The organism is Luteolibacter flavescens, assembly GCF_025950085.1.
Classification (GTDB): Bacteria; Verrucomicrobiota; Verrucomicrobiia; order Verrucomicrobiales; family Akkermansiaceae; genus Haloferula; species Haloferula flavescens.
Map to the genome: position 1 here is coordinate 1 of NZ_JAPDDS010000023.1, position 24,477 is coordinate 24,477.

The following is a 24,477-nucleotide window of genomic DNA, read 5'->3' on the forward strand; positions in this document are numbered from 1 at the left end:
CCCTCCGCCCTCCGCCCTCCGCCCTCCGCCCTCCGCCCTCCGCCCTCCGCCCTCCGCCCTCCGCCCTCCGCCCTCCGACCTCCGCCCTCCGACCTCCGACCTCCGACCTCCGACCTCCGACCTCCGCCATCGACCTCCGCCATCGACCTCCGCCATCGACCTCCGCCATCGACACGCTGGGGCCCCGGGCTCATGGTCGCGGGCATGCAGACCTCCGACCTCACCCTGCTCGGCCACTCCGAGAACCGCCTGCCGGCCAGCCCGGACGAGGCGAAGCTGGAGACCTTCCCGAATTGCCGGCCGGGCCGGAAATTCTGGATCACGCTGGATTGCCCGGAGTTCTCCTCGCTCTGCCCCGTGACCGGCCAGCCGGATACCGCGCACATCGTGATCCGCTACGTGCCGGGCGAGCGCTGCGTGGAGACGAAGTCACTGAAATTCTACATGGCGTCCTTCCGAAACCTCCCGTCCTTCAACGAGGAGATCGTGAACCGCATCCTCGACGACCTCGTGACGGCGATGGAGCCGGTGGAGATCACCGTGAACGGGAAATTCGGTTCCCGCGGCGGCATCCAGCTCACCTGCGAAGCCAGCCACCCCGCGTCATGAAAACGGTCGTGCTCCTGAGCGGCGGGATGGATTCCGTCACGGCATTCCACCAGGTGCGGCAAGAGCACGAGGTGGTCGCGGCGCTGTCATTCGACTACGGGTCGAAGCACAACGCGTGCGAGATCCCCTTCGCGAAGCTGCATGCGGAGCGGGCGGGCATCCCGCACCGGACCATCGATCTCACCTTCATGAATGACTGCTTCGCCTCCGACCTGCTGAAGAGCGGCGGCGAGATCCCCGACGGCCACTACGCCGAGGAAAACATGAAGCGCACGGTGGTGCCCTTTCGCAATGGCATCATGCTCGCGGTGGCGTGCGGATTTGCGGAGAGCGTGGAGGCGGACGCGCTGGCCATCGCCGCGCACTCGGGCGACCACGCGATCTACCCGGACTGCCGCGAGCCCTTCATGCAGGGCATGGCGGCGGCGATGGCGGAGGGGACGTATGCGCGCATCGAGCTGCTGCGGCCCTTCATCGCGATGGACAAGGCGGGCATCGCGAAGCGAGGGGCGGAGCTGGGCATCGACTTCGCGGAGACGTGGTCCTGCTACAAGGGCGGCGAGCTCCATTGCGGCACCTGCGGCACCTGCGTGGAGCGTCGCGAGGCCTTCCTGCTCGCGGGCATCGCGGATCCCACGGCCTACCTCGCCACGCCGGAGATCCCGGCTGCTCCTTGAAAAAGGGCGCTTTGAGTCCACCGCGAAAGAACGCGAAACCCCGCGAAATCTGAAAGGCAGGAAGAGATCCCGGCTCTAACAGATTTCGCGATTTTCGCGTGGTTTCGCGGTTGGCTGTTTCTTCACGAAGCTTCCTTGAAAGGCCGCAATTCAGACCGTCTCCTCGGCCGTGGATCGCTTCAGGAAAACGAAGCCTTCTTCATCGACGACGAAGCCTTCCGGCAATGGCAGGCCGTCCGGGATGGCGGGGCCTCGCAGCGTGTCGCCATCGAGGTGGAAGCCGGGGAGCAGGATGCCGCGTGATCCCGGCTTGCTGCCCTTTTGTTCCTTGCTGCCGGGGTAGGCCTTCGGCGGATCGGGCATGGACATCGCGACGATGACGCCGCCGATGGCGAGGCACGGGCAGTGTTGCCATGCGGAGTGCGCGAGGGGTTCGTCGGCGCGGTCGCTGAAGTCGAAGAACACGCCGCCGCTGAGGATTTGCGATGCCTCGATCTTTTCCCGCAGCGAATCCCCGCCGAGCCAATGACTCTCCGAACTCGGGTCCGGGTAGAAGGCGACGCGGCGGATCGCGCCGAATTTCTCCTCGAAGATCGAGAGCGCGGGGAGCGAGGCGGGCAGGGGATCGCCCTCGATCACGCCATAGTCGGCCCCGCGCTGGAGCGCATTCACGTGGGCGAGTTGCAGGGCATTCGCGTGGGCGGGGGATTCTCCGTCGGCGCGACTGGCCAGCGCCATGGCCGAGGCCTCCTGCATGCCATGGCGGATCGCATCCACGTCCGCGGTCGCCGGGTCCAGCGCAGGCGCGAAGGCGACGCTGATGTCGCGACGCAGGCGGCGGGGAAATTTCGTGAAGAAGCGATTGCCCTCGAAGGAAAAGATCGAGCCCCAGGCACCGTCCGTCCACGTCGGGACCAGCGGGCAATTCGCCTGGCGGGCGATGATCTCGAAGCCGCGCTTCAGCTCCTGCAGCGTGCCGGTGCGGGTGAGCTGGCCTTCCGGAAAGATACACACCACGTGCCCGGCCTTCAGGGCATCGGCGGAGGCCCGCAGCGCCTCGCGCGGCTTCGCGGAAGAGATCGGCACGGTGTCAAAGAGCTGGCTGAAGATCCGCACGGCGGTATTCCCCGTGAAGCCCGCCTCCATCACGAAGCGCACCGGACGCGGGCAGGCGGCGGTGAGGAAAAACGCGTCCGCCCACGTGATGTGGTTTGGCAGCAGCAGCACGCCGCCCTTTTCCGGGAAGGTGCCGGTACTACGGATGCGGTAGATCGTGCGGATGATCGCGAGACCCACCACCCGCACCAGCTCCGCGGGGATGAGCCGCACGATGAAGATGGTGATGGCCCCGCAGGCGACGGCGGCGAGCAGGAGCTGAATGTGCAGGCCCAGCCACCACGGATCGCCGAGCCACTGCCGGGCGAAGGAGAAGCCGAGCATGATTGTGACTACGATCGCGCCGGCGAGGCAGTCCTGGAGATTTGCCGCGGCGAGGATTTCCCCGCGCCGGCCCGCCGGGCAGCGGTCCTGCAGGTAGGCATTCAGCGGCGTGAGGAAGATCGCGGCGAAAAACGCCGTGACCGCCAGCATGATGAGGAAGGCATCGCCGGAGAATGGGACGAGGGCGAGCACCAGGGACGAAATCGTCATCGCGATGCCTGCCAGCGGCACCCAGCCGAGCTCGATCCTCCGCTTCAGCAGCAGCGATGCGAAGCCGAAGCCGCCCGCCATGCCGAGCGATGCGGCGGCCATGAATTTCGACGAGACGCGGCCGAATTCCACGCCGCCGCCGGTGAGCTCCTTTGCCACGCCAATGGACCACAGGTTGATGAATCCGGCGAAGGCCCAGAAGAAGGCGACGCCCCACGAGGTGCGGCGGATCACCGGGTCGCGCCAGAGATCGCCGAGCTGGTGGACGTGCCGGATGGCGAGGGACGGGGTGAGCGGCTCGGCGATGCCGCGGGGCGTGCGCGAGATGCCGAGCGACAGCAGGATCGCGGGCACGCTCAAGGCGGTGATCACCAGCAGCGGGCCGAGCGCGGACTGCCAGCCATCGCCGCTGGCTTCGAGGCGATTGCTAAAAATTATTCCCGCGGCGATCTGGCCGGTGAGGATGGCCAGCATGGCGGTCATCTGCTGGATGCCGCTGGCAAACCCGAGATTCCGCGAGCCGACGAGTTCCTTGATGATGCCGATCTTCGCCGGACTGATGAAGGCGGACTGGGTGGCGAGCGCGAAGAAGCCGACCATGGCCAGTGGCAGATTCTTCATAAGGATGGCCGCGCACAGCCCGGCCAGGATGAGCGCCTGCGCCACCGCGGAGCCGATCATCACCGTGCGCTTCGGGAAGCGGTCGCTCAGCCACCCGGCGAGGGGCGCGAAGAGGATGTAAGGCAGCGTGATCATGAGCCCGGCGATCTGGTCCACCACCGAGGCCTTGCCCGCGAGCCAGCCGCCGAGGGGGATCAGCAGGAACTGCGCGGCCTTGTCGTTGAAGGCGTTCTGCGTCTGCTGGACCATGGCGCACCAGTATCCCGCCCATTCCCGCCGCGTCGGCTCCTTCTCCACTTCCGGCGCATCGTCCATTCGCGCTGGACGCTAGGGAGTTCCGACGCGGTCGTGAAGCGTGGATATTTCGCCACGAAGGAGGGGTCGCGAGGGACGGGATTCGTGAAATCGTGCAAGACGGGGACTGCGTAGGTTTCCGAGTCGGTCCCGGCGAGAATGAGGTTGAAGGGCGAGGGGGAAAGCGGATCGTTCCGGGATGGTGAAAGCCCGCCGAATCCTTGGAAAAGGTAGTGCTTTCCCCATTTCCGGAAGCCCGTCCGCAAGACCTGAAAAGTTCGCCAGCCCGGTACCGGGAGATGGTCGCGGGAAGCCTTCGGGACTTTGCCGATTCCCAAGAAATCACCCGCAGTCTGGCGATTTCATACACCGTCAAAACCGAAGGATACAAGCCGTCACGGGAAACGGTGGTACTTTCGCAAAACTCTCATGGGAACACGTCGCTGACGCGGACCCCGTCGAATCTGTGATCGAGTCGTAGTCCACAGGGTGGATTCGGGAAAACCCCGCTGACAAAAAAACGGGTTTGATGTATTCTCAAAGTAAGTACAGATTTCAAATTGTGAAACCCAACGTAACCCAACGTCGTCTTTTGCGCCCAAGAGACCGGGGCTTTGCCCTTGTAATTTCGCTGTCCCTGATGGTGCTGCTCACCGTGCTTGCGGTCGGCCTGCTGGGACTGTCGTCGATCTCCTTGCGCGCGAGCGGCAATGGTCAGGCTCGGTCCGTCGCGCAGTCGAACGCGCGCATGGCGCTGATGCTGGCCATCGGCGAGCTGCAGACGTCGATGGGTCCCGATCAGGCAGTTTCCGCCCGTGCGTCATCGATCGACCGCGGTGCCACGGAGCCGAATCTGGTGGGTGCGTGGCATAGCTGGCGCTGGTCGCCGGGGCCGACCTCTCCGGACTACTCGAAGAAGACGGATCAATTCCGCGGCTGGCTCGTTTCCACCGCCGATACGAAGGACGCGCTGGATGCCTCGCTTCCGGGTTCACAACTCGCCGAGCCGGTGTGGCTGGTGAATCCCGATACCGTCGGCCAGCCTCAGGGCACCGGCGTGACCGGTCCTGCGCTGCGTGCGTCGAAGGTGCCGGTGAAGACTTCGGACAGCGAGCTCGGCACCTTTGCCTGGGCCGTGATGGACGAGAGCCAGAAGGCACCCATCCAGCTCCCGACCACCGAGCCGAAGGATGATGCCGAGCGCATCGCCCGCCGCGTCGCGCCGATCCACGCCCGACCGCAGGAGATCGTGGCGACGCTCGATCCCGTCACGCTCGGGAATCCGGAGAAGATCGTCTCGCTCGACAGCGTGGTGGTCGCCGCGGGCAAGGACAAGAGCCGCGACGTGCTGAGCTACCAGGCCGACTGGACTCCCTACTCGGTGGGCCTGCTGACAAACACGGTGGAAGGCGGCCTGAAGACCGACCTCACGACCATCTTCGAATCCTCGACCGTGTCGCCGAACGTGAACGACCAAGCAACCGTCTACAACCGGGCCGAGGATGGCGCGCCTCTGTGGTCGTATCTCCGCAGCCACTATCAACTGAACCGCCGCGTCACCACCAGTGCTGCCGGCACGCCGAAGGTTGCGCTGAATTCCACCGACCTCGCGAACGTCCCCGCCGGTCTTCGCCCCGGCCCCACGAACAGCACGGAGCGCCTGCTGCCGGTCATCGCCAAGCTGCAGATCATGTTCTCCATGGTCTCGCACTACAACCACATCTCGGACCGCGTCGCCTTCTACAATGCCAACGGTGGCAACGACAAGTTCGGTGCGCCCCACCTTGCCTACGATCCGGTCATCACGCTCTACAATCCGTATGACGTGGCGCTGGACCTGACGAAGCTGCGCGTCCGCATCTGGGACCCGCCGGTCGTCTTCGGCATGAAGAAGAACGGAGCCTGGCTGCGCGACGACTATGCGTCCGGGAATTTCCATGGACTCGGCCGTCTGCAGATCGCGAATCAGTTCAACCCGAATGCCCGCCGCTACTTCTCCTTCTTGCTGACCGAGCTGCGCCCGAACAAGATGCCCGGCAACCGCATCGTGCTGCAACCGGGCGAGGTGAAGGTCTTCTCCCCATGGGTCGAGCAGGACTGGACCTGGGGCAAGGAGACCGCCGACCAGTGGAAGCCACGCAGCTTCTTCGACTGGGAAGCATCGAGCAACTTCGGCAACCGTGATCCGCGCACCGGAAACAGCTACGGCATCGAGACCGTCCCAGGCTGGAATCCGTACGCAGGCCTTCAGGTGGACCACCTGAGCTATTCTGAAAACCGCCGCCCGCTCAACACGCTCTATGATTTCGAAAATCCCGCCCGCAGGGGTGACGGTTGGCTGGCCATCAGGCTCACCGACACCTTCGGCGTCGAAGCTCGTCCCGGCCGCACCGTGACGAATGTGAGCCAGCCGGACTTCGTGGTGGATCTTCTCGCCGGCCAGAAGCTGGACACGGCGAATCTCGAGAACACCTCGATCGACATGCTGCGGACCTACCGCTTCAGGCTTGGCAACGTGGCGAACGAGATCAGCTCGAACCCCGCGAACCCGACCATCCGGCGAAACTACCGGGTCGGCCAAATCCTGCAGGCACCGAGCGACAAGGAGGGTGGCAAGGCTCCCTTTGCCCTCCTGTCGATGACGGCGAAGACCACGAAGACCAGTCTCGATTATGCGATGCCATGGTTGCACAACCATCCGGTGGTCGAGGGTGCCGAGCAGACTTCGACCCGGGTTGGCAATGCGCTGGACTCCTACGACCTTCGTTTTGAGGAGGTGTCGGACTTCGCCGTCATCGATATCGATAAAGATACGGGCCGCGGCTACTATGGCGCGGCACCGAACTTCCAGAATGGTGTGACCAACGTCCCGATGTTCCGCGTGCCGCTGCTGCCGGCCGCCAGCCTTGGCGATCTGGTCCCCGCGAACCTGGTCTCCAGCTCGCACCTGCCGCGCGTGACCCATGCCCTTGGCAACTCTCGTGCCCATCCGCTGATCCCGAGCAACAACGTGACCCGCCAGTCGCCGACGGATACCAACGGCATCACGATCCGCGCGCAGTACAACATGCTGGATCACTCCTACCTGCTCAATGACGCGCTGTGGGACAGCACCTACTTCTCCACGGTGGCGAACTTCAGCAGCAACAACCTGCTCTCGGGCGTGAGCCGCCAGAGCCTGCTGGAGGAATTCCTGGATGGTCAGCGCAGGCTGCTCAACCCGCGCCTGATCCCCGTGCTGACCGGCGACGGTTCCGCGAAGGAGAAGTCCGAGCAACTGAACGGCCTGGGCGAGGAAGAGTTCTCCAAGCGCATCGCCAGCGTGCTCGCGGTGCAGGGTCCCTTCAACGTGAACTCCGACTCGGTCGGTGCCTGGAAGGCGATGCTCTCCTCGATGCGCGATGCGGAGCTGAAGGGCTGGTCGCTTTCGAACATGTCGCCGCAGGACAAGACGGCCTTCCCTCGCTTCGGCCTGCCGATCGCCGGGGATCCTGAGGGCACGCAGTCCGGCGGCCTCGGTGTCGTGGGCTCGGCGGTCCGCTGGGCGGGCTTCCGTGCGCTGGATGACCAGCAGATCGACACGCTTGCCAAGAACATCGTGGAGGAGATCCGCACCCGCGGCATGCAGGACAAGGCTCCGTCGCTTTCCGTCGGTGAGTTCGTCAATCGCCGCCTCGGCACGTCCGGCGGGCTGCACGTGCTGGCCGGCTTGCTCCAGACGGCGATCGACAAGTCGAAGGTGAACGACAAGTTCCACGACGAGGACTCTCGTGATCTGTCCACCATCTCTCTTCCGAACCCCGCGGTGCTGACGAACATCGCCAATGCGGCGGCCCGCCAGGGCAAGTCCGCGGAGGGCGCGCCGTCCATCCTCACCCAAGGTGACCTGCTCATGGCGCTGGCCCCGGTCATCACCGTGCGTGGAGATACCTTCCGCATCCGCACCTACGGCGAGTCGAAGGCAAAGGACGGCACGGTGGAGGCGAAGGCCTGGTGCGAGGCGATCGTGCAGCGCATGCCGGAATATCTGGACGCATCCGAGCTCCCGGAGGTGAAGACCTTGGACCTGAAGAAGGAGGAGAACCAGCGGTTCGGCCGCCGCTTCGTCGTCACTTCCTTCCGCTGGCTTTCTCCCGAGGAAGTGTGATGCTGCCTGCGAACCCAGTCATGAAAATCCATAGTCTCTGTTTGGCCGTCGTCGCCTGCTCGCTGCCGCTGCATGCCCAGCAGGCGCCGACTCCCGCTCCCGCCCCCGGTGCCGATGGCCAGGGTGCTCAGCAGGATGCCGGTGGCATCAAGATCCGCGCGCTTTCCTTCGGCATCGATATCCCGCCGGAGGAGGTGTATGCCCACGATCCCTCTCAGGAAGGGAAGATCCCGGGGGTGAAGGTGGAGGTGAAAACCTACCTCAACCACGAGTACAATCTCCAGCCGACGAAGGCGGAGAGCCTGATCTTCACGAGCGGCCCGGAATTCGCCACCACCAAGGACAATTCCAAGGTGCTCGCGAGGACGAAGGTGCCCGCAAACGTGAAGAACGGCATCTTCATGTTCCTGCCCGGCAGCGGCAAGGAGGGGGAGACCCCGTTCCGCGTGCTCTTCATCGATGACTCGCAGCGCGGCTTTCCGCCCGGGTCTTTCAAGGTGATGAACCTCAGCCCGCACGCGGTGCGCATCCAGCTCGAGGACAAGAACTTCGACTTCGCCAGCGGCGAGACCAAGGTCATCGACAAACCGCCGATGGGAGAAAACAACACGGCGGGCATGAAGGCGACCTCGACGCACAATGGCAAGCTGCAGCGCATCGCCTCGACCATCTGGCCGAACCCGGGAACGAAGCGTTCGCTTCAGGTTCTGTTCTTGAATCCGAAGTCCGGACAGGTTGAGATACGCGGGATACGCGATGTGGCCGGGGAGGAATTCTGACCGGCTTCACGCGCCGCCTTCCTCCGGGATGGCGGCGTTTTGATTCCCAACCCAAGCAACCCATGAAATCCATGTTCTTCGCCGCGGTGGCCGCGGCGTCGCTCGTGTCCATTGCGCATGGCCAGGAGTATCAGGTCCGTGGTCTCACCCTCGGCCAGGATGTGCCCGGCCCGGAAGTCCACGTGCACCAGGACGGCGGCAAGGCCGATGCCGGTGTGCTCGAAGTGAAATCTTACCTCAATCACGAGGGGACAACGCTCAAGCTGAAGGGGCCGAAGATCGTGCTCACCACTCAGTCCGGTGCGGCCAGCGTGAAGGACCCCGCGCAGGTCATCGGCACCTGCGAGCTGCCTGCGAAGGGCGGCTCGGTGATCCTGCTTTTCATTCCGGAAAAGCCGGACAGCCCCGCGTCGAAGATCGTGGTGCTGGACGATAGCAAGAAGGCCTTTCCGCCCGGCTCGATCAAGGTGGCGAACCTGAGCTCGCTGCCGGTGAAGATCGAACTGGAGAAGAAGCCCTTCGACTTCAAGGCGGGCGAGATCGCGAACATCGAGAATCCGCCCGTGGGAGAGGGGAACTCTTCCGGCTACAAGGCGACGTGCGAGACGGCGACCGGCTGGCAGGCATTTGGCGCAGGCGTGTGGCCGCATCCGGGGCAGAAGCGCGTGCTCCAGGTGGTGACGAACAGCCCGGAGTCGAAGCTCGTCGTCATCCGTGGTTTCCGCGACGTCGCGACTCCGCCGTGAGCGTCATGGAGATCCGCGTGCTCGCCACTCCGAATGCCCGTGCCAGCGAAGTCATCGGCTGGGAAGATGACCCGCGGGCCGGGCGCGTGCTGCGCGTGAAGGTGTCCGCGCCACCCGTGGAGGGAAAGGCGAATGCCGCCCTGCGCGACGTGCTGGCCAGGCACTACGGCGTGCCGAAGTCACAGGTGGTGCTGGCGAAGGGAGATACGTCACGCGTGAAGACCTTCACGCTGCCAGATATGAAAATGACTGATGGATGAAAAATTTCCGCGCGAAAATCCGCTGCCCTATTGCCAGTCGGCAGGCGACTTGCTAGAGGCCGGTTGGATGGCGTGGGCGTTCCGTCAATGGTCGATCAACCGGGTTCTGAAACCCCGGGCCGCAGCCCCGTCACCTGATCGCCGCCAGCCCGCGAAGGTCGATGGCGGCCTCACCGAGTGGTGCCGGGAGAAGGCGGAATTCCTCGATCTCCCGGAGCTCGCGCGCCGGGTGCAGGTGAGCTGGAATGCCCGCATGCAGACGACCGCCGGGCGCGCCTGGTGGCCGGACCGGCTCATCGAGTTGAACCCGAAGCTCAAGGAGCAGGCGCAGGAGGAGATATGGCGGACGCTCCGTCACGAGCTCGCGCACCTGGTGGCCTACGAGCGCGCCGGCCGCCGCCGCATCGAGGCGCATGGCCCCGAGTGGCGTGCCGCCTGTGCGGAGCTGGGCATCCCGGACGAGCAGCCTTTCCACACGCTCCCTTTCAAGCGCAAGCGCATGAAGCGGAACTATGCCTACATCTGCCCGCAGTGCCTCACCACCATCCGGCGGGTGAAGCGCATCAGCCGAGCGGTGGCCTGCTATGCGTGCTGCAGGAAATTCAGCGGCGGCCTGTTCGACCGCCGCTTCGAGTTGCTCGAACAAAAGCTGGAGCGCTGATTGACGGACCCGCTTACCGCCCCTCGGGCTTCATCAGGCGCTGGGCCTCGATCATCTTCTTCATGCCCTCGATGGTGCCGGTGAGATCGTCGATGGTGGCCTGCTGGTAGTTCACGGTGAAGGCGGCCTCGTTCGCGGCGCGCTTCTCGCGATAGGCCGCGGCCTGGGCGGGATCGAGCAACGACTCAAGCTTGGTGGCGAGGTCCGGGAAGTCCATCAGCGGGTCGGGGAAGTCCATGCCGGGAGAGGCGATGCCGAGCGAGTCGATGACGGACATGTGGCCGACCGACAGCGCGGTGCGGGTGCGGGTGGCGATGGCCTGGAAGTCGTCTTCGGAGATCTCGCCGAGCTTCCACGCATCCAGCGCGAGGATTGTCTCCGCGAGTTCGCCGCGGTTCTTTTCCGCGAGGGCGATGAGTTGAGCGGCCTGCTCCTTCGCCTTCGCATCGGCCTCGGGGATCAGGGTGTCGATGGCGTCCTGCTGCTTCGGGGTGAGGGAGAGCATGTTGCCGAGGCCTTCGAAGGCACCCTTGAGCTGTGCCTGGCGGTTCTCGGCGAAGGCATCGGAGAAATGCATGTCTGTGAGGTCCTGCGACACGGGGACGAGGCGGGCGACGAGCTGGACGGCCTGGCGAGTACGAGAGTCACCGTAGGTCGCGGATAGCTGCGGGTAGGGATCGCTGGCGGCTGCCTCGCGCGTGGTGGTCTTCGCCGGTGGTGCGGCGGCTGGAGGTGTGGATACCGTGGCGGGCGGCGTGGCGACGGGCCCCGGTTTCTTGTCGTCGGAGGACGAGGTGAGGGCGACGGTGCCGGCGACCCCGGCGAGGAGGATCACGGAGGCTGCGGTGAGGGATTTCTGCGTGGTGGTCATGAGAAGGATCAGGGAAGGGAGGGAGGTCTTTGCGACGGCGACCGCGGCTCCGGTGAGGACCTTGTGCTGGATGGCGGCAGCCAGCGGTGTGGGGAGCTGCACGGTGGCCTGGAGCGGCAGGGCCCCGGCGATGATGGCGGCGGTGGTGGTGATGCCGCGGGCCTGGAATGCGCCCTTCATCTTTTCCAGCGAGCGCTTCAGCCGCATGCGCACGGCGTCCTCCGAGAGGCCGGCCTGGGTGCCGATGGTCGCGAGGGAGCGACCGAGGAAAAAGCGCTGCAGGACGATCTCGCGATCCTGCCGCGGGAGCTGCTGGATGACATCGTCGAGCAGGCCGAGGGCCTCGGGCGGCAGGGTTTCCGTGGGGCTGTCGGCAGGTGGCTCGGAGAGTTGCTCGCGCTTCTTGCGTGCGGTCTCGGAGCGGACGCAGTCGATGGCGCGGTGGCTGGCCGTGCGGTGCAGCCAGGCGGTGAGAGGGGTGCCCTTTTTCATGACGGCGGCGGGGAGCGCGATGAGGCGGAGGAAGACGTCCTGCGTGACTTCCGCGGCGAGTTCCGGGCTGCCGGACTTCCTCAGCGCGACGGAGTAGACGAGCGGCAGGTGCCGGTCCATCAGGTGCCGGAGGGCGGCCTCGTCCCGGGTGCGCAGGTAGCGCCGCAGGAGGTCGGCATCGGTGGTGGCATCGGCATCGGTCATGGTGGCAGGGGGGCGTGGCAGCGGTGCCAGCGTCTCTCTACCCTACATGCGAGGCCGGGGCGTGAAACCGAACAGGAAACTTCACATTTGCTACGGCCCTGCCTTGCCCACCACCTTCGAGCGGAGCGCGCCGTAGCCATCCAGGCGGCGCTCGAGATCCTCCGCCATTGCTTTCGCCCGCTCCGGGTGCTCCGTGGCGAGGTTCCTGGATTCGGAGATGTCCTCCGCGAGGTTGTAGAGTTCGGTGGAATCATCGGCCCGGTTCCGGATCAGCTTCCACGGGCCGTCGTGAAGGATGGAGAAGTGGTCGTTGTTGTGTCCGTGCGGGTAGTGGGTCACGAGGGACTGCGGGCGATGGTAGGCGGCGTCGCCCTTCAGGTAGGGTGTCAGGTCGTGGCCGTCCCATGGCGCCACTCCCGGGATGGCGGCGAGACTTGCCACGGTGGGGAATACATCGGCGATCGCGACCAGATCGTCGGTGTGGGATGCCGGGCGGATGGGGAAGGGATTGCCCGGTCCCGGCTTTGCCCAGGCGGCGATCATGGGGACCCGGATGCCGCCCTCGTAGCGCATGCCCTTCTTCCCTCGCAGCGGGGCATTGCCGGAGACGACGGGTGCGTCCTTGTCATTCGGGATGGGTGCGTCGCCGCCGTTGTCGGAGAGGAAGATCACCATCGTCTGCTCCGCCACGCCGAGCGACTCCAGCTTCGCCAGGATGTCGCCGAGCGAGCGGTCCATGCCCTCGATGAGCGTGGCATAGGCGCGCCGGGCCGGTGGCAGGTCCGGGTAGCCCGCCGCAAACCGCGGGTCCTCCATGAAGGGCGAGTGCACCGCGTAGTGGGCCATGTAGGCGAAGAAGGGCTGCTGCCGGTCCTCCACCACGGTGGTGAGCGCATCGCCGAGTTCGCGGGTCAGGATGTCGGTCAGGAAGCCGTCCGTACCGTGCCACTTCTCCAGGCCGGTCACGTGGTTCGCGCCCTTTCCGAAGTCCTGCCTGGAGAAATACGATGCCGGGTGGCCGATCTCGTTGCCCGCGATATTCACGTCGAAGCCGATGGCCTGCGGGTATTGGCCGAAGGCACCCCTGCTGCCGAAGTGCGCCTTGCCGCAATGGATGGTGCGGTAGCCGGACTGCTTCATCACGGCGGGCAGCGGGCGCTCGTCCGGCGAGATGCCCTTCATGCCCCATCCGTCGGGCGAGCGCAGGTGGGGCACGTCATTGTCGCCGTTCTCGGTGCCGGCAGGATTGGTCCAGTTCGTCACACGGTGGCGGGCGGCATTCTTCCCGGTCATCAACGAGATGCGGGAGGGCGTGCAGACGGGGTGAGCGTAGGCGCGGGTGAATTTCATCCCCTGCGCGGCCAGCCTCTCCATGTGCGGCGTGCGGTAGAGCCGGTTCAGTGCGGAGACGACCGGCTGGCCCGACGCGTCGTGGTGGAATGGCACCGAGGTATCCTGCCAGCCCATGTCATCCACGATGAAAACCAGCACATTGGGCCGTTCCGCGGCGGTGGCAGTGCCGCAGCACAGGACGTGGGCGAGGGCGAGGAGCAGGCGTCTCATGGGGCGGGCGATACGCACGATGCGCAGGAATCCTTCGCGAAACCCCCAAACCTTTGCCATGTTCCGCAACCGGCACCATGCGACGATGGTTCCTCGTTTCGTAATCCGTAACCTTCTCCGCCATGTTACCCGCAGCACCCGACGAGTGGACGATCCAGGAAGCCGCGCACCTGCTGCGTCGGGCGGGCTTCGGCGGATCTCCGGCGGAGATCGCGAGCTTCCACGCGCTGGGCCGCTACCGCGCGGTGGACAGCCTGCTCTCGCCCGCGGAGCCGGTGGATGCCTTCGTGCTGCCGGAGTGGGCGAAGCGCGAGACGGCGGCGGCGGAGATGCGCGAGCGCGCCGTGGCCCAGCGCGAGATGCGCCGGTCCATGCAGGACATGACGCCGGAGCGCGCGGACCGCACCCGCCGGGAATTCAACCAGCAGCAGCAGCGCCTCTACCGCCAGCGCGGCGTGGAGGCCCAGGGCTGGTGGCTGCGCCGCATGCTCTACACGAAGGCCCCGCTGCGGGAAAAGATGGTGCTCTTCTGGCACGACCACTTCGCCTCCTCCATCCAGAAGGTGCGGCAGCCGGTGCTGATGATGGGGCAGAATGAACTCTTCCGCCGCCACGCCACGGGCTCCTTCAAGGACCTCACGCACGGCATCCTGAAGGACCCGGCGATGATGCTCTACCTCGACACGCAGACGTCGAAGAAGGGCAAGCCGAACGAGAACTTCGCCCGCGAGGTGATGGAGCTCTTCACGCTGGGCGAGGGGAACTACACCGAGCAGGACATCAAGGAAGCGGCGCGCGCCTTCACCGGCTACAACCTGAACCGCCAGAACGGCACCGTCTTCCACAACAGGCGGCAGTGGGACGGTGGCGACAAGACGGTCTTCGGCAGGTCGGGGAAATTCGACGGTGACGACGTGATCGAGGTGCTCTTCGAGCAGGCCGCGGCGGCGAGCTACGTGCCGAGGAAGCTGTGGGAATACTTCGCCGCGGAGAATCCGCCGGAGGAGGGCGTTGCCGCGCTGGCGAGGTCCTTCAAGGCGGCGGACTTCCAGGTGGAGCCGCTGCTGCGGGAGATCTTCCGCTCGCAGGCCTTCTACTCGGACAAGATCGTGCGGAACCAGATCAAGAGCCCGATCCAGTTCCTCGTGCAGATGTTCAAGGAGCTGGAGCTGGAAAGCCCGCCGCATGCCTACACGGTGAGCGCGCAGCAGCAGCTCGGGCAGGTGCTCTTCACCCCGCCGAATGTGGCGGGCTGGGACTGGGGCAAGGCGTGGATCAATACGAACACGCTGCTGACGCGCTACAATGTGGCGGGCTTCATCACGAAGGGCTCGCAGGAGACGCCGAAGCCGGCGCGGAACAATGGCGACGACTCCATGATGACGATGGACGACGCCGGTATGGGGATGGACATGCAGATGGAGCAGATGGACCGCAGGCAGATGCGGGTGTCGAACCAGCTCCAGCGCGCGCAGCAGAACTGGGACGGGCCGGACTACGAGAAGATCGCGCCGCGCCCGCTGCGCGAGGACCCGGAGAAGCTGGTGGACTCGCTGGTGCAGCGCTTCTTCCAGACGCCGCTGGGTGCGAAGGAGCGCGGGGCCTTCGTGGAGTACGCCGTGTCGAAGAAGGGCGCGATCTTCACGAACAAGGAGGTGGGCGAGCTGTGCCACCTGATGATGAGCACCCCGCACTACCAGCTCGACTGACGGACGGCGGCACGAAGTTCCACTTTCCAAATTCCAAGCAACGCAAGATTCCTCCGATGAAAACGCGACGTGAATTCCTCCGCTCCACGATCCTCGGTGCCTCGGCCACGTGGACCGTGCCGATGTTCGTCGAGCGCACCTTCGCCGACCTGCACATGGGTGCCCGCGACTTGGCGACCCAGGGGGTGACGGGGAAGGATGGTACGATACTCGTCGTACTTCAGCTCGCGGGCGGCAATGACGGGCTGAACACGCTGGTGCCGTATGCCGACGATGCCTATCACTCGGCCCGCCCGCGGCTGGCGAAGAAGGAGAAGCAGATCATCAAGCTGAGCGACCACGTCGGGCTGAATGACTCGATGCCCTTCCTGGGCAGCATGTTCAAGGAGGGGAACCTGGGCGTGGTGCAGGGCGTGGGGTATCCGAATCCGAACCGCTCGCACTTCGTCTCCACCTCGATCTGGGAGACGGCGGACATCCAGAACCGCTCCAGCACGGGGTGGATCGGCCGATATTTCGACAATGCCTGCACGGGTGCGGACCCGACGGTGGGCATCAGCCTGAACAAGACGCAGCCGGAGTCCTTTGGCGCGGCGCGGAATCCGGGCGTGTGCCTCAGCTCGCCGGAGCTGTACCGCTGGATCCACGGCGGCGGCGAGAAGGCGCGCGCGGAGGAGTTCTTCGCGTCGCTGAATTCGCCGGAGGATGACGACAGCCCGGTGGACGGTGCGTCGATCGACATGCCCGCGGGCGGGAAGGTCGGCGGCATCGACGGCGAGAGCAATCTGGCCTTCCTCGAGCGGGTGGCGATGGATGCCCGCGTGAGCTCGGCGAAGATCCTGGAGCTGGCAGCGAAGCACCGGACGAAGGTGAACTACGAGGGCACGCCGATCGCGCGCAGCCTGAACATGGTCTCGCGCCTCATCGCGGGCGGCATGCCGACGCGCGTTTACTACGTGAGCCACGGCGGCTTCGACACGCACAACCAGCAGGTGAATTCGCACGACCGGCTGCTGGGCCAGCTCGACCGCGCGCTGAAGTCGTTCTTCGCCGACCTGAAGGCGCAGGGGAATGACAAGCGGGTGGTGCTGATGACCTTCTCGGAATTTGGCCGCCGCGTGGGTGAGAATGCGAGCGCGGGCACCGACCACGGCCGTGCCTCGTGCATGTTCCTCGCGGGCGACGCGGTGAAGGGCGGCCTCTACGGCAGCCACCCGAGCCTGACGGATCTGGACCAGGGCGACCTGAAGCACAGCGTGGACTTCCGCGGCGTGTATGCCTCGGTGCTGGAAGGCTGGCTGAAGACCCCGGCGAAGCCGGTGCTGAAGGGCGACTTCGCGAGGCTCGGGGTAATGGGGTAGGTTGAGGGTTTGTAGCGGGACGACTTCGTCGTTCCGTTGGGGGCGGGTTGAAGGTTTGTGGAATGGGGGGCCTCGGGTTTTGGGGGGTGGCTTGGAAGGAATGCGAACGGATCGCCTTAACGAAAGGGCCGCCTCGACTTTGCTGAGGCGGCTTTGGAGAAGTGAGGCGGGCGGCGTTCTGATGCTCGCCCCGCCCAGCCGGAGGGACGCAGTCCCTCCGCTACGAAGGGAGAGGAGAGGGGAAGCCCTTCCTGCCTTACCACTTGAGAATGGTGAGCCCGTCGATGCGGTCGAAGTGGGCGTCGCTAGTGGCGAGCGGCATGTCCAATTCCAATGCGACCGCGGCAATCCATAGGTCGTTCTCGGGAATCGGTCGGCCCTTTGCTTCCAGTGCGACGGAAGCCCGCGCGTAGTGCAGGGCGGTCGCGCTGTCGGGATCGAGGACCGATACGACCCTGAGGATCGATTCGATCCTCGCATTGTTTTTCGCAGGGTCAGCCGACTTGAGGGCACCTTTCCAAAGCTCGCCAAGGGCGACGAGGGGCATGAAGAGCGGCTCGTCCGCAGCAACGAACTGGAACAGGTCGATCTTCCCCCGGAGGTGGGCGATGATGACGCTGGAATCTAACAGAATCCCCCTTGTCCGGTCAGCCACGGGGTTCGGTGCGGCGTGAGGTTTCGAGGGCTTGTTCGAAGATCTCGCCGTCCTCTTCCGTCAGACAGCCGTGGGTCGCACGCAGGATTTCGGCCCGCTCCTGCTGTGCCGTTTCGCTGAGGCGATGCACATGCCCGGCGACTTCCACGAGCTTGCGCAGCGGGAGGCTCCGGAGGTCATGGATGATGGAGTCGATGACCGACATGGGCGGAAGATAGTCTTTCCCGGGGAAAAGGCGAGTGTTTAAGGGGCAGTAGCAGTAGTAGGGCGACTGCGTCGTTCCGTTGGGGGCGGGTTGAAGGTTTTTGGGATGGGTCGCCTCGCGTTTGGGGAGGCGGCTTGGGAGCGATGCGAATGGGCGGCCTCAACGAAAGGGCCGCCTCAACTTTGCTGAGGCGGCCCTGGAGGTGTGAGGCGGGTGGCGTTCTGATGCTTGCCTCGCCCAGCCGGAGGGACGCAGTCCCTCCGCTACGAAGACGAAGAGGAAGAGAGATGCGCTACGCAGATTGGGGGCGGGCGCTTTCCACGGCGGCGGAGAAGCGCAGCAGGTTGAGCAGGGCTTGTTGCTTGATGGAACCCATCAGCGAGACGAAGAGCTCGTAGGCCTCGTTCTTGTATTCGACGAGCGGGTCCTTCTGGCCCTGGGCGCGGAGATAGACGCCCTCGCGAAGCTCGTCCATGTCGCGGAGGTGCTCCTGCCAATAGGCGTCGATGGCGGAGATGACGATCATGCGCTCCTCGCGCTCGACCAGCTCGGCGGGCAGGGCGTGGAGGCGCTTGTCGTAGGATTCGCTCACCTTCTTCACGACGTGCGGGACGAGGCGTGCGAAGCCCTGGGTGGCGAGTTCCTCCTCGGTGACCACGACGCCGAGGCCATTCAGCAGCCACGCGAGCAGCGGCTGGTGGTCGGGCTCGTGGGGATCGCACTCGGAGAGATGCTCCTGCACCTTTGCGGTCACGCACTCGGAGATGATCTCGTGGACGAGGCGGCGCACGTCGCCGGTGCCGAGCACGTCATTCCGATATTCGTAAACGATCTCGCGCTGGAGGTTCATCACGTCGTCGAAGTCGAGCACGCGCTTGCGGCTCTTCGCGTCGCGCTGCTCCAGCGTGCGCTGGGCGGTCTCGACCAGCTTGCCGAGCGAGGAGCCCTTGCCCTCGCGCTCGATCATGGCGGCCATCTGCGCGGGGGCGGCGTGGTTCCGCATCAGATCGTCCTCCAGCGAGACGAAGAACTGCGCGCGGCCAGGGTCGCCCTGGCGCGAGCAGCGACCGCGGAGCTGGCGGTCCACGCGGCGGGAGAAGTGGCGCTCGGTGCCGATGATGTAGAGGCCGCCCAGCTCGCCGACGCCGGCGCCCAGCTTGATGTCGGTGCCGCGGCCGGCCATGTTCGTCGCCACGGTCACGGCGCCCTTTTCGCCGGCGAGGGCGACGATCTCGGCTTCCTGCTCGTGGAATTTCGCGTTGAGCACCGTGTGCGGGATCTTCGCGCGCTTCAGCATGCGGGAGACCGTCTCGGAGGCTTCGACGGAGGCGGTGCCGACCAGCACCGGCTGGCCCTTCACGTGGGCTTCCTCGATCTTGGCGACCACCGCGTTGTACTTCTCGCGGCGGGTCTTGAAGATCTGGTCATTGTCGTCCACGCGCAGGTTCGGCGCATTGGTCGGGATGGGCAGCACGTCCAGCTTGTAGATGTCGTGGAATTCGGCGGCCTCGGTGGAGGCGGTGCCGGTCATGCCCGCGAGCTTCTCGTAGAGGCGGAAGTAGTTCTGGATGGTGATGGTGGCGTAGGTGCGGTTCTCGCGCTCGATCTTCACGCGCTCCTTCGCCTCCACGGCCTGGTGCAGGCCGTCGGACCAGCGGCGGCCCTCCATCTCGCGGCCGGTGCTCTCGTCCACGATGGTGATCTTGCCGTCGCGGATCACGTAGTGGACGTCGCGCTCGTGGAGGCAGTGGGCCTTGAGGAGCTGGTTGATGGCGTGGACGCGCAGGGCCTGCTCCTCGCGGCGCTTCAGCACGGCGGTGGTGGCGATGGCCTTCTTCTCGGCGTCGAGCGTGGCATTTGCCTCGATGGCGGCGAGCTGGGCGCTGGTGTCCGGGATGGTGAAGGAGTCCGGGTTGTCCGGGTCGAGGAAGCGGCGGCCCTTTTCCATGAGATCGGCGTCGCGCGTCTTCTCGTCCACGGTGAAGAAGAGCTCTTCCTTCAGCTTCAGCAGGTCCTTCTGGAACATCTGGCGGAAGAAGGTGAGCTCGGTGCTCTCCACCAGGCGGCGGAGGTCCGGGCTCTCCATGAGGCGGAGGAACTGGCGGTTGCGCGGCTGGCCGAGCTTCAGCTTCAGCAGCGCGAGGCCGGCTTCCTTCGTCTTGTTCGTGTCCAGCAGCTTCTTCGCCTCGGTGGCGAGCTGGTTGCAGAGCTCGGTCTGGCGCTTCACCAGCTTTTCCACGTCCGCATTCTGCTGCTCAAAGATCTGTGAGGAATCCGGCGCGGGGCCGGTGATGATGAGGGGCGTGCGCGCTTCATCGATGAGCGCGGAGTCCACCTCGTCGATGATGGCGAAGTAGTGGCCGCGCTGGACCTGCTCGTCCTTCGTGGTGGCCATGCCATTGTCGCGCAGGTAGTCGAAGCCGAACTCGGCATTCGTCCCGTAGGTGATGTCGCAGGCGTATTGCTCGCGGCGCTCGTGCGGCTCCATCTGGTTCAGCAGGCAGCCGACGCTGAGGCCCAGGGCGCGGTAGAGGGCGCCCATCCACTCCGAGTCGCGCTGGGCGAGGTAGTCATTCACCGTCACGAGGTGGACGCCGAGGCCGGTGAGGGCATTGAGGAAGACGGGGATGGTGCCGACGAGCGTCTTGCCCTCGCCCGTCTGCATCTCGGCGATCATGCCGCGGTGGATGGCCACGCCGCCGAGGAGCTGCACGTCGAAGTGGACCATGTTCCACACCATCGGCTGGCCATTCACGAGCACCTGGGTGCCGCAGAGGCGGCGGGCGCCGTTCTTCACCACGGCGCAGGCCTCGGGCAGGATCTTCTCGAGGTACTTCGAGCGGGGCTTGCTGAAGTCCGGCTCCAGCGCGTGGAAGGCGGCCTTCGCCGTCTCGATGGAATTCGCGTCCGGCCGCACGAAGGGCGGCACGGAGAATTCCTTCGAGAGCTTTTCAAAGCGGGCCATGATGGCATCCGCCACGGCCTGGAGCTCGGCCTGGGTCATCAGGTCGAGCTGCACGCGGGTGGGCACCTCCAGCGGGTGGTAGCGGGAGAGGTGGTCGCGCCAGGTGGCGACCAGCTCGTGGAGCTTCTCGGCGGGCTCGCGCTGGAGCTTCTCCTCGATCTCATTGATGCGGGAGACGAGCGGGCGCAGGCGATGGAGCTCGCGCTCGTCCTTGCTGCCCAGGAGTTTTGGAAAGAGCCACTGGATCATGCGAGGAGGAGGTGAGGGGTGGAGAGGATCCGGCCTTGCGAGGCCGGGGCGGTGCGGCGCTTGGCCGCGGTGACGGTGAGATGGATCATGGGATCGGAACCGATGAGATATTGGAACAAACAGGCAGGGGGCCTCCCGCATCCGTGCTTTGGAAAACCCACGCGCAGACGGGAAGCGGCGTCCCGGAGGACGGGCGGATGAGCGTGGCGCGGCCACCGCGATCCGGGTGCGGATCCAGCAGTAAAACGATGCGCCGGGGTGCGACATGCCGGCATGATGCCCGCCCGGTGAGATGGCTCACGGGCCGGGGATGGTCGCGAATCGTTCGCGTGCCGGATACTTCTCCACTCAGGCGCGCACCGGCGGGGCCCTGCCCTGGATGCCCTCGCGGCGGAATCCGATCACGGGCAGCTCCGGCAGGATCGCCACGCCCAGCAGCACCGGAGGTGCGACGGGGAGGCGGGTCTGCACGACTTCCGGCAGGACGCCGGCCAGGTGAGGCACCTGGATGCCCGGGGCCGGGGTATCGTCGGACTGATGGATCAGCCCGGATTCCTCCGGCAGCCTCTCACGCCTCGTCGCCAGATGGTCCGGCGAGAAGGAACTCCAGCCGAAGACGACCGCGAGCGCCATGATCCAGGGGATCCATGTGCTCGGGACCATCTTGTCCTCGGAGTCATTCATCGGGAGAGTCGCCGCAGGTGCTGATCGTGCTGATTCATCTCATCAGCCCCTCCGGCGAGTGCCAGCGTCGCGGGGAATCCTGAAATGTCAAACGATTGAATGACACGGGACGCCCGGCTTTTTGAGATGCGGGCTGGGGGAGTTACGTAGCAGGGTCATCTCATGAAGCCTCTTTCCATCCTCGCCGGTGCCGCCGCGGCGCTCGCCCTCGCCCAGCCCGGCCTCGCGCGGGACAAGCACGACGTCCACGCGGAGAAGACGGGCACGCAGGTCATCGTGAGCGCGGGGGAGCGGCCCATCCTGAAATACCAGGCCGAGCCGGGCGAGCTGCCGAGGAAGGACATCAAGCCGATCTTCAAGCGCGGCGGCTACATCCAGGCGATCTACACGCCCTCCGGAAAGCTGGTCACGGATGACTTCCCGCCGAACCACGTGCACCACCACGGTGTGTGGAGCCCGTGGACGAGCACGGAATTCGAGGGCCGCAAGCCGGACTTCTGGAACATGGGCGACGGCAAGGGCCGCGTGGACTTCGTGAAGCTCGTGGGCGACGTGTGGTCGAAGAACGCCACCGCCGGCTTCAAGGCCGAGCACCGCTTCATCGACATGCTCGCAAAGCCGGAGAAGGTGGCGCTGCTGGAGACCTGGGAGGTGACCGCCACCACGGACGGGAAGCGGAACGTCATCGACCTGACGATCACGCAGACCTGCGCGACGGACTCGCCGCTGAAGCTGCCGGAGTATCACTACGGCGGTCTCGGCTTCCGCGGGAACCGCGCGTGGGACGGGGCGGGGAATGCGAAATTCCTCACCGCATCCGGCATCACCGACCGACTGAAGGTGAATACGGCGAAGGAGCCGTGGTGCTGGGTGGGCGGCCAGGTGGACGGGCAGCCGTGCGGCATTGCCATCCTCTGCCACCCTTCGAATTTCCGCGCGCCGCAGCCCATCCGCGTGCATCCCACGGAGCCCTTCTTTTGCTACGCGCCGCAGCAGGCCGGTGCCATGTCCATCGAGCCGGGGCAGCCGTACGTGATGCGCTACCGCCTCATCGTGGCCGATGGCGGGCCGGATGCGGCCGCGCTGCAGGCGGCGGCGGACGAGTATGCGAAGGTGAAGTGAGCGGGCGGAAAGTGACGTGAAGTCGTCCTTGGCGAACTTGGCGACTTGGCGGTTCAATCCGCGGCGTGACGGATGACATGCAGGCGAAGCTGGAGCGCGGGCTGGGTCTCTTCGACCTCGACGGCACCCTGATCGCGTGGGACACGCAGATGCTCTTCGCCGACCATGTGATCCGGCGTGAGGGCTGGCGGCGTGCGTATCTCGCGTTCTTCGCGGCCTTCTTGCCTGCGGCGAAGATCCTGGGCGACGAGGGGATGAAGCGCGTCTTCCTCAGCTACCTGTGGCGCGCGGACCACGCGAAGATCGAGGCATGGGCGCGGGACTTCGTGGCGGAGTTCTTCCCCGCTCGCTGCTATGCGGTGATGCTGGAGAAGCTGCAGCGCCATCGCGATGCGGGCCACCTGACGGTGCTGGCATCGGCGAGCCCGGAATTCTACGCGAGGGAAGTGGGCCGGGTGCTGGGCTTCGACCTCGCGCTGGGCACGCTGGTGGAGTGGCAGGGGCCGATGCCGCTGCTGCCCGACCTGCGGAACCACAAGGGTGCGGAAAAAGTACGACGACTCTCGGAGATCATCGGCGCGCCTGCCGCGGCGGACGGCCTGTGGCCACGCAGCCACGGCTACTCGGACAGCTCCGCGGACCTGCCCATGCTGCGCTGCTGCGTGGAGAATACCCTGGTGAATCCCTCGGAACGGCTGACCGCCCTCGGCGAGGAAAAAGGCTGGCACATCGAGCGCCCCGCGAAGCCATGGAGCACCTCCGCAGGACACGCGAGGGAGGTGCTGCGGAGGATCGCGGGGATTTGATGGAGATGGTGGATGGTGGATGGTGGATGCGGGCTTGTGAGAGGTGATTCTGAAGCGGGTCCCCGGGAGCGCGCCGGTCATTAGACCGGCCCGAGTGGTCCCCGGCGGATGGCCACGTGTGGCGGGGAGAAATCGCCCGCAAGCTCCGACCCTCTTCCACAGGGCCAACGGCCCGGCCATCCCTCAGCCCCGGCCATCGGCCGGGGTTGGGCAATGCCCCGGATCGGCGGCCTGAAGGGCAGCGATATCGTGGGATGAACGCCGCCACCCCCGATGACGGCCCGCTGGGAGCGCGTGCCACCGGCTCGCTTGGATGGTGGGCGAAGTGACGAGGATAGCCCGCGTCATCGCATCCCGGTGAGAGAAGCCCCATCACGTATCGCTGCCCTTCAGGCCGCCGGGATCTCCTGCACGGCTTACCCCGGCCGATGGCCGGGGCTGAGGAATGGCCGGGCCGTTGGCCCTGTGGAAGGACGCAGGTGAAAGCGGGCTGCTCTGGTAGCTTCCCCGCACCGGTGGGCCGCACGCGGAGCGATGCGGACCACGATGGCTTGGGATGATGGCGGGCTTTGAGGGTTGCTTCGCCGGTCTGTCGAAGCGGGCCGGTGGCCACGCGCTCCCAGGGAGAGGCACCCGTTGCTTCACCCCGCCTCCCGCTTCACAAGAGCAGCGGCGTCTCTGCCTTCGCGGCGCATCGCACGGGGCGGGCGAGGAGGGCATCGATCTTCGTGAGCAGGTCGAGCGAGGGGGTGGACTCTTCCTCCATCACCTCGCGCAGATAGCGGCTCCACTGGGCGGGCGGGCGATGGTCGTCGCGGGAAAGGATCAGCGCGATCTCCGTGAGCCGTCCGCTCGCCGCGAGTTGCTTGCGGGTGCGCCGCAGCCAACTCACGAAATACGGGCGATCCACTTTACCGGAGGGAAACACGGCGACTTGCGTAGCGCGGATCCGCCCGCTTCGCAAGACGCGCTTCTTTTTCCGGAGGCTGCCGCAGGCGGAGCGCTGGCTTTAGCCGGCGAGTATTTCTTCCGGAGGTCGGAAGTCGGAAGTCGGAAGTCGGAAGTCGGAGGTCGGAGGTCGGAGGTCGGAGGTCGGAGGTCGGAGGTCGGAGGTCGGAGGTCGGAGGTCGGAGGTCGGAGGTCGGAG

At 65.8% G+C, this 24,477-nt stretch carries 19 protein-coding genes; 11 read left to right on the forward strand and 8 right to left on the reverse strand.

Annotation, left to right across the window (positions count from 1 at the left end):
• Positions 1-204 precede the first annotated feature (204 nt).
• Together queF and queC are read left to right on the forward strand one after the other, a co-directional pair.
• Positions 205-609 carry a preQ(1) synthase gene (gene queF, locus OKA04_RS23835; protein WP_264503741.1) on the forward strand — a complete coding sequence of 135 codons (405 nt, stop codon included), beginning with the start codon at positions 205-207 and terminating at the stop codon, positions 607-609.
• The gene (gene queC / locus OKA04_RS23840; protein ID WP_264503742.1) at positions 606-1,286 is read left to right on the forward strand and encodes a 7-cyano-7-deazaguanine synthase QueC; all 681 of its coding nucleotides are present in this window, start codon (positions 606-608) and stop codon (positions 1,284-1,286) included. Before queF ends, queC begins: the two co-directional genes overlap by 4 nt.
• A gap of 150 nt (positions 1,287-1,436) precedes the next feature.
• Here the strand turns inward: queC and OKA04_RS23845 are convergent, their stop codons facing one another.
• The gene (locus tag OKA04_RS23845; RefSeq protein WP_264503743.1) at positions 1,437-3,872 is read right to left on the reverse strand and encodes an MFS transporter; all 2,436 of its coding nucleotides are present in this window, start codon (positions 3,870-3,872) and stop codon (positions 1,437-1,439) included.
• A 619-nt stretch (positions 3,873-4,491) separates the two neighbouring features.
• Here OKA04_RS23845 and OKA04_RS23850 point away from each other — a divergent pair.
• The 5 genes from OKA04_RS23850 (at position 4,492) to OKA04_RS23870 (ending at position 10,444) form a co-directional block, all read left to right on the forward strand.
• Complete coding sequence (locus tag OKA04_RS23850) at positions 4,492-7,998, forward strand: hypothetical protein (RefSeq protein WP_264503744.1); 3,507 nt, start codon at positions 4,492-4,494, stop codon at positions 7,996-7,998.
• Between the two features lie 20 nt (positions 7,999-8,018).
• Complete coding sequence (locus OKA04_RS23855) at positions 8,019-8,777, forward strand: hypothetical protein (RefSeq protein WP_264503745.1); 759 nt, start codon at positions 8,019-8,021, stop codon at positions 8,775-8,777.
• Positions 8,778-8,839: 62 nt separating this feature from the next.
• A complete protein-coding gene (locus OKA04_RS23860) occupies positions 8,840-9,523 on the forward strand; it encodes a hypothetical protein (protein ID WP_264503746.1) in 684 nt (227 codons plus the stop codon).
• A gap of 5 nt (positions 9,524-9,528) precedes the next feature.
• The gene (locus OKA04_RS23865; protein ID WP_264503747.1) at positions 9,529-9,783 is read left to right on the forward strand and encodes a DUF167 domain-containing protein; all 255 of its coding nucleotides are present in this window, start codon (positions 9,529-9,531) and stop codon (positions 9,781-9,783) included.
• On the forward strand, positions 9,776-10,444 hold the full coding sequence (locus OKA04_RS23870; protein ID WP_264503748.1) for a SprT family zinc-dependent metalloprotease: 669 nt from the start codon (positions 9,776-9,778) through the stop codon (positions 10,442-10,444). The genes OKA04_RS23865 and OKA04_RS23870 overlap by 8 nt, the downstream gene beginning before the upstream one ends.
• Positions 10,445-10,457: 13 nt before the next feature.
• On the opposite strand, the gene OKA04_RS23875 is transcribed toward OKA04_RS23870, so the two are convergent.
• The gene (locus tag OKA04_RS23875; protein WP_264503749.1) at positions 10,458-12,011 is read right to left on the reverse strand and encodes an RNA polymerase sigma factor; all 1,554 of its coding nucleotides are present in this window, start codon (positions 12,009-12,011) and stop codon (positions 10,458-10,460) included.
• Positions 12,012-12,101: 90 nt separating this feature from the next.
• Positions 12,102-13,574, reverse strand: coding sequence for a sulfatase (locus OKA04_RS23880; protein ID WP_264503750.1), 1,473 nt, complete (start codon positions 13,572-13,574; stop codon positions 12,102-12,104).
• Positions 13,575-13,696: 122 nt separating this feature from the next.
• On the opposite strand from OKA04_RS23880, the gene OKA04_RS23885 reads away from it, so the two are divergent.
• Both OKA04_RS23885 and OKA04_RS23890 read left to right on the forward strand, forming a co-directional pair.
• Complete coding sequence (locus tag OKA04_RS23885; RefSeq protein WP_264503751.1) at positions 13,697-15,283, forward strand: DUF1800 domain-containing protein; 1,587 nt, start codon at positions 13,697-13,699, stop codon at positions 15,281-15,283.
• Between the two features lie 56 nt (positions 15,284-15,339).
• Positions 15,340-16,644, forward strand: coding sequence for a DUF1501 domain-containing protein (locus OKA04_RS23890; RefSeq protein ID WP_264503752.1), 1,305 nt, complete (start codon positions 15,340-15,342; stop codon positions 16,642-16,644).
• A 256-nt stretch (positions 16,645-16,900) separates the two neighbouring features.
• On the opposite strand, the gene OKA04_RS23895 is transcribed toward OKA04_RS23890, so the two are convergent.
• The 4 genes from OKA04_RS23895 to OKA04_RS23910 form a co-directional block, all read right to left on the reverse strand.
• Positions 16,901-17,299: a PIN domain-containing protein gene (locus OKA04_RS23895; protein ID WP_264503753.1), complete on the reverse strand. Its 399-nt coding sequence runs from the start codon at positions 17,297-17,299 to the stop codon at positions 16,901-16,903.
• Positions 17,292-17,504 carry a hypothetical protein gene (locus OKA04_RS23900; RefSeq protein ID WP_264503754.1) on the reverse strand — a complete coding sequence of 71 codons (213 nt, stop codon included), beginning with the start codon at positions 17,502-17,504 and terminating at the stop codon, positions 17,292-17,294. Before OKA04_RS23900 ends, OKA04_RS23895 begins: the two co-directional genes overlap by 8 nt.
• Positions 17,505-17,796: 292 nt before the next feature.
• Positions 17,797-20,718 carry a preprotein translocase subunit SecA gene (secA, locus tag OKA04_RS23905; RefSeq protein WP_264503755.1) on the reverse strand — a complete coding sequence of 974 codons (2,922 nt, stop codon included), beginning with the start codon at positions 20,716-20,718 and terminating at the stop codon, positions 17,797-17,799.
• 348 nt (positions 20,719-21,066) lie between these two features.
• A complete protein-coding gene (locus tag OKA04_RS23910) occupies positions 21,067-21,402 on the reverse strand; it encodes a hypothetical protein (protein WP_264503756.1) in 336 nt (111 codons plus the stop codon).
• A gap of 162 nt (positions 21,403-21,564) precedes the next feature.
• Here OKA04_RS23910 and OKA04_RS23915 point away from each other — a divergent pair, with 162 nt between their 5' ends.
• A complete protein-coding gene (locus OKA04_RS23915; RefSeq protein WP_264503757.1) occupies positions 21,565-22,524 on the forward strand; it encodes a DUF6807 domain-containing protein in 960 nt (319 codons plus the stop codon).
• Between the two features lie 65 nt (positions 22,525-22,589).
• Entirely contained in the window at positions 22,590-23,330 is a 741-nt protein-coding gene (locus tag OKA04_RS23920) for an HAD-IB family phosphatase (RefSeq protein WP_264503758.1), read from the forward strand.
• 658 nt (positions 23,331-23,988) lie between these two features.
• Here OKA04_RS23920 and OKA04_RS23925 read toward each other — a convergent pair.
• A complete protein-coding gene (locus tag OKA04_RS23925) occupies positions 23,989-24,222 on the reverse strand; it encodes a hypothetical protein (RefSeq protein WP_264503759.1) in 234 nt (77 codons plus the stop codon).
• Between the last annotated feature and the right edge of the window lie 255 nt (positions 24,223-24,477).

Coding starts and splice junctions, on each gene's coding strand:
- secA (WP_264503755.1), bottom strand. CDS start 20,718: ATGATCCAGTGGCTCTTTCCAAAACTCCTGGGCAGCAAGGACGAGCGC.
- OKA04_RS23900 (WP_264503754.1), bottom strand. CDS start 17,504: ATGTCGGTCATCGACTCCATCATCCATGACCTCCGGAGCCTCCCGCTG.
- OKA04_RS23855 (WP_264503745.1), top strand. CDS start 8,019: ATGAAAATCCATAGTCTCTGTTTGGCCGTCGTCGCCTGCTCGCTGCCG.
- OKA04_RS23875 (WP_264503749.1), bottom strand. CDS start 12,011: ATGACCGATGCCGATGCCACCACCGATGCCGACCTCCTGCGGCGCTAC.
- OKA04_RS23845 (WP_264503743.1), bottom strand. CDS start 3,872: ATGGACGATGCGCCGGAAGTGGAGAAGGAGCCGACGCGGCGGGAATGG.
- OKA04_RS23890 (WP_264503752.1), top strand. CDS start 15,340: ATGAAAACGCGACGTGAATTCCTCCGCTCCACGATCCTCGGTGCCTCG.
- queC (WP_264503742.1), top strand. CDS start 606: ATGAAAACGGTCGTGCTCCTGAGCGGCGGGATGGATTCCGTCACGGCA.
- OKA04_RS23910 (WP_264503756.1), bottom strand. CDS start 21,402: ATGAATGACTCCGAGGACAAGATGGTCCCGAGCACATGGATCCCCTGG.
- OKA04_RS23885 (WP_264503751.1), top strand. CDS start 13,697: ATGTTACCCGCAGCACCCGACGAGTGGACGATCCAGGAAGCCGCGCAC.
- OKA04_RS23915 (WP_264503757.1), top strand. CDS start 21,565: ATGAAGCCTCTTTCCATCCTCGCCGGTGCCGCCGCGGCGCTCGCCCTC.
- OKA04_RS23850 (WP_264503744.1), top strand. CDS start 4,492: ATGGTGCTGCTCACCGTGCTTGCGGTCGGCCTGCTGGGACTGTCGTCG.
- OKA04_RS23870 (WP_264503748.1), top strand. CDS start 9,776: ATGGATGAAAAATTTCCGCGCGAAAATCCGCTGCCCTATTGCCAGTCG.
- OKA04_RS23860 (WP_264503746.1), top strand. CDS start 8,840: ATGAAATCCATGTTCTTCGCCGCGGTGGCCGCGGCGTCGCTCGTGTCC.
- OKA04_RS23865 (WP_264503747.1), top strand. CDS start 9,529: ATGGAGATCCGCGTGCTCGCCACTCCGAATGCCCGTGCCAGCGAAGTC.
- OKA04_RS23880 (WP_264503750.1), bottom strand. CDS start 13,574: ATGAGACGCCTGCTCCTCGCCCTCGCCCACGTCCTGTGCTGCGGCACT.
- queF (WP_264503741.1), top strand. CDS start 205: ATGCAGACCTCCGACCTCACCCTGCTCGGCCACTCCGAGAACCGCCTG.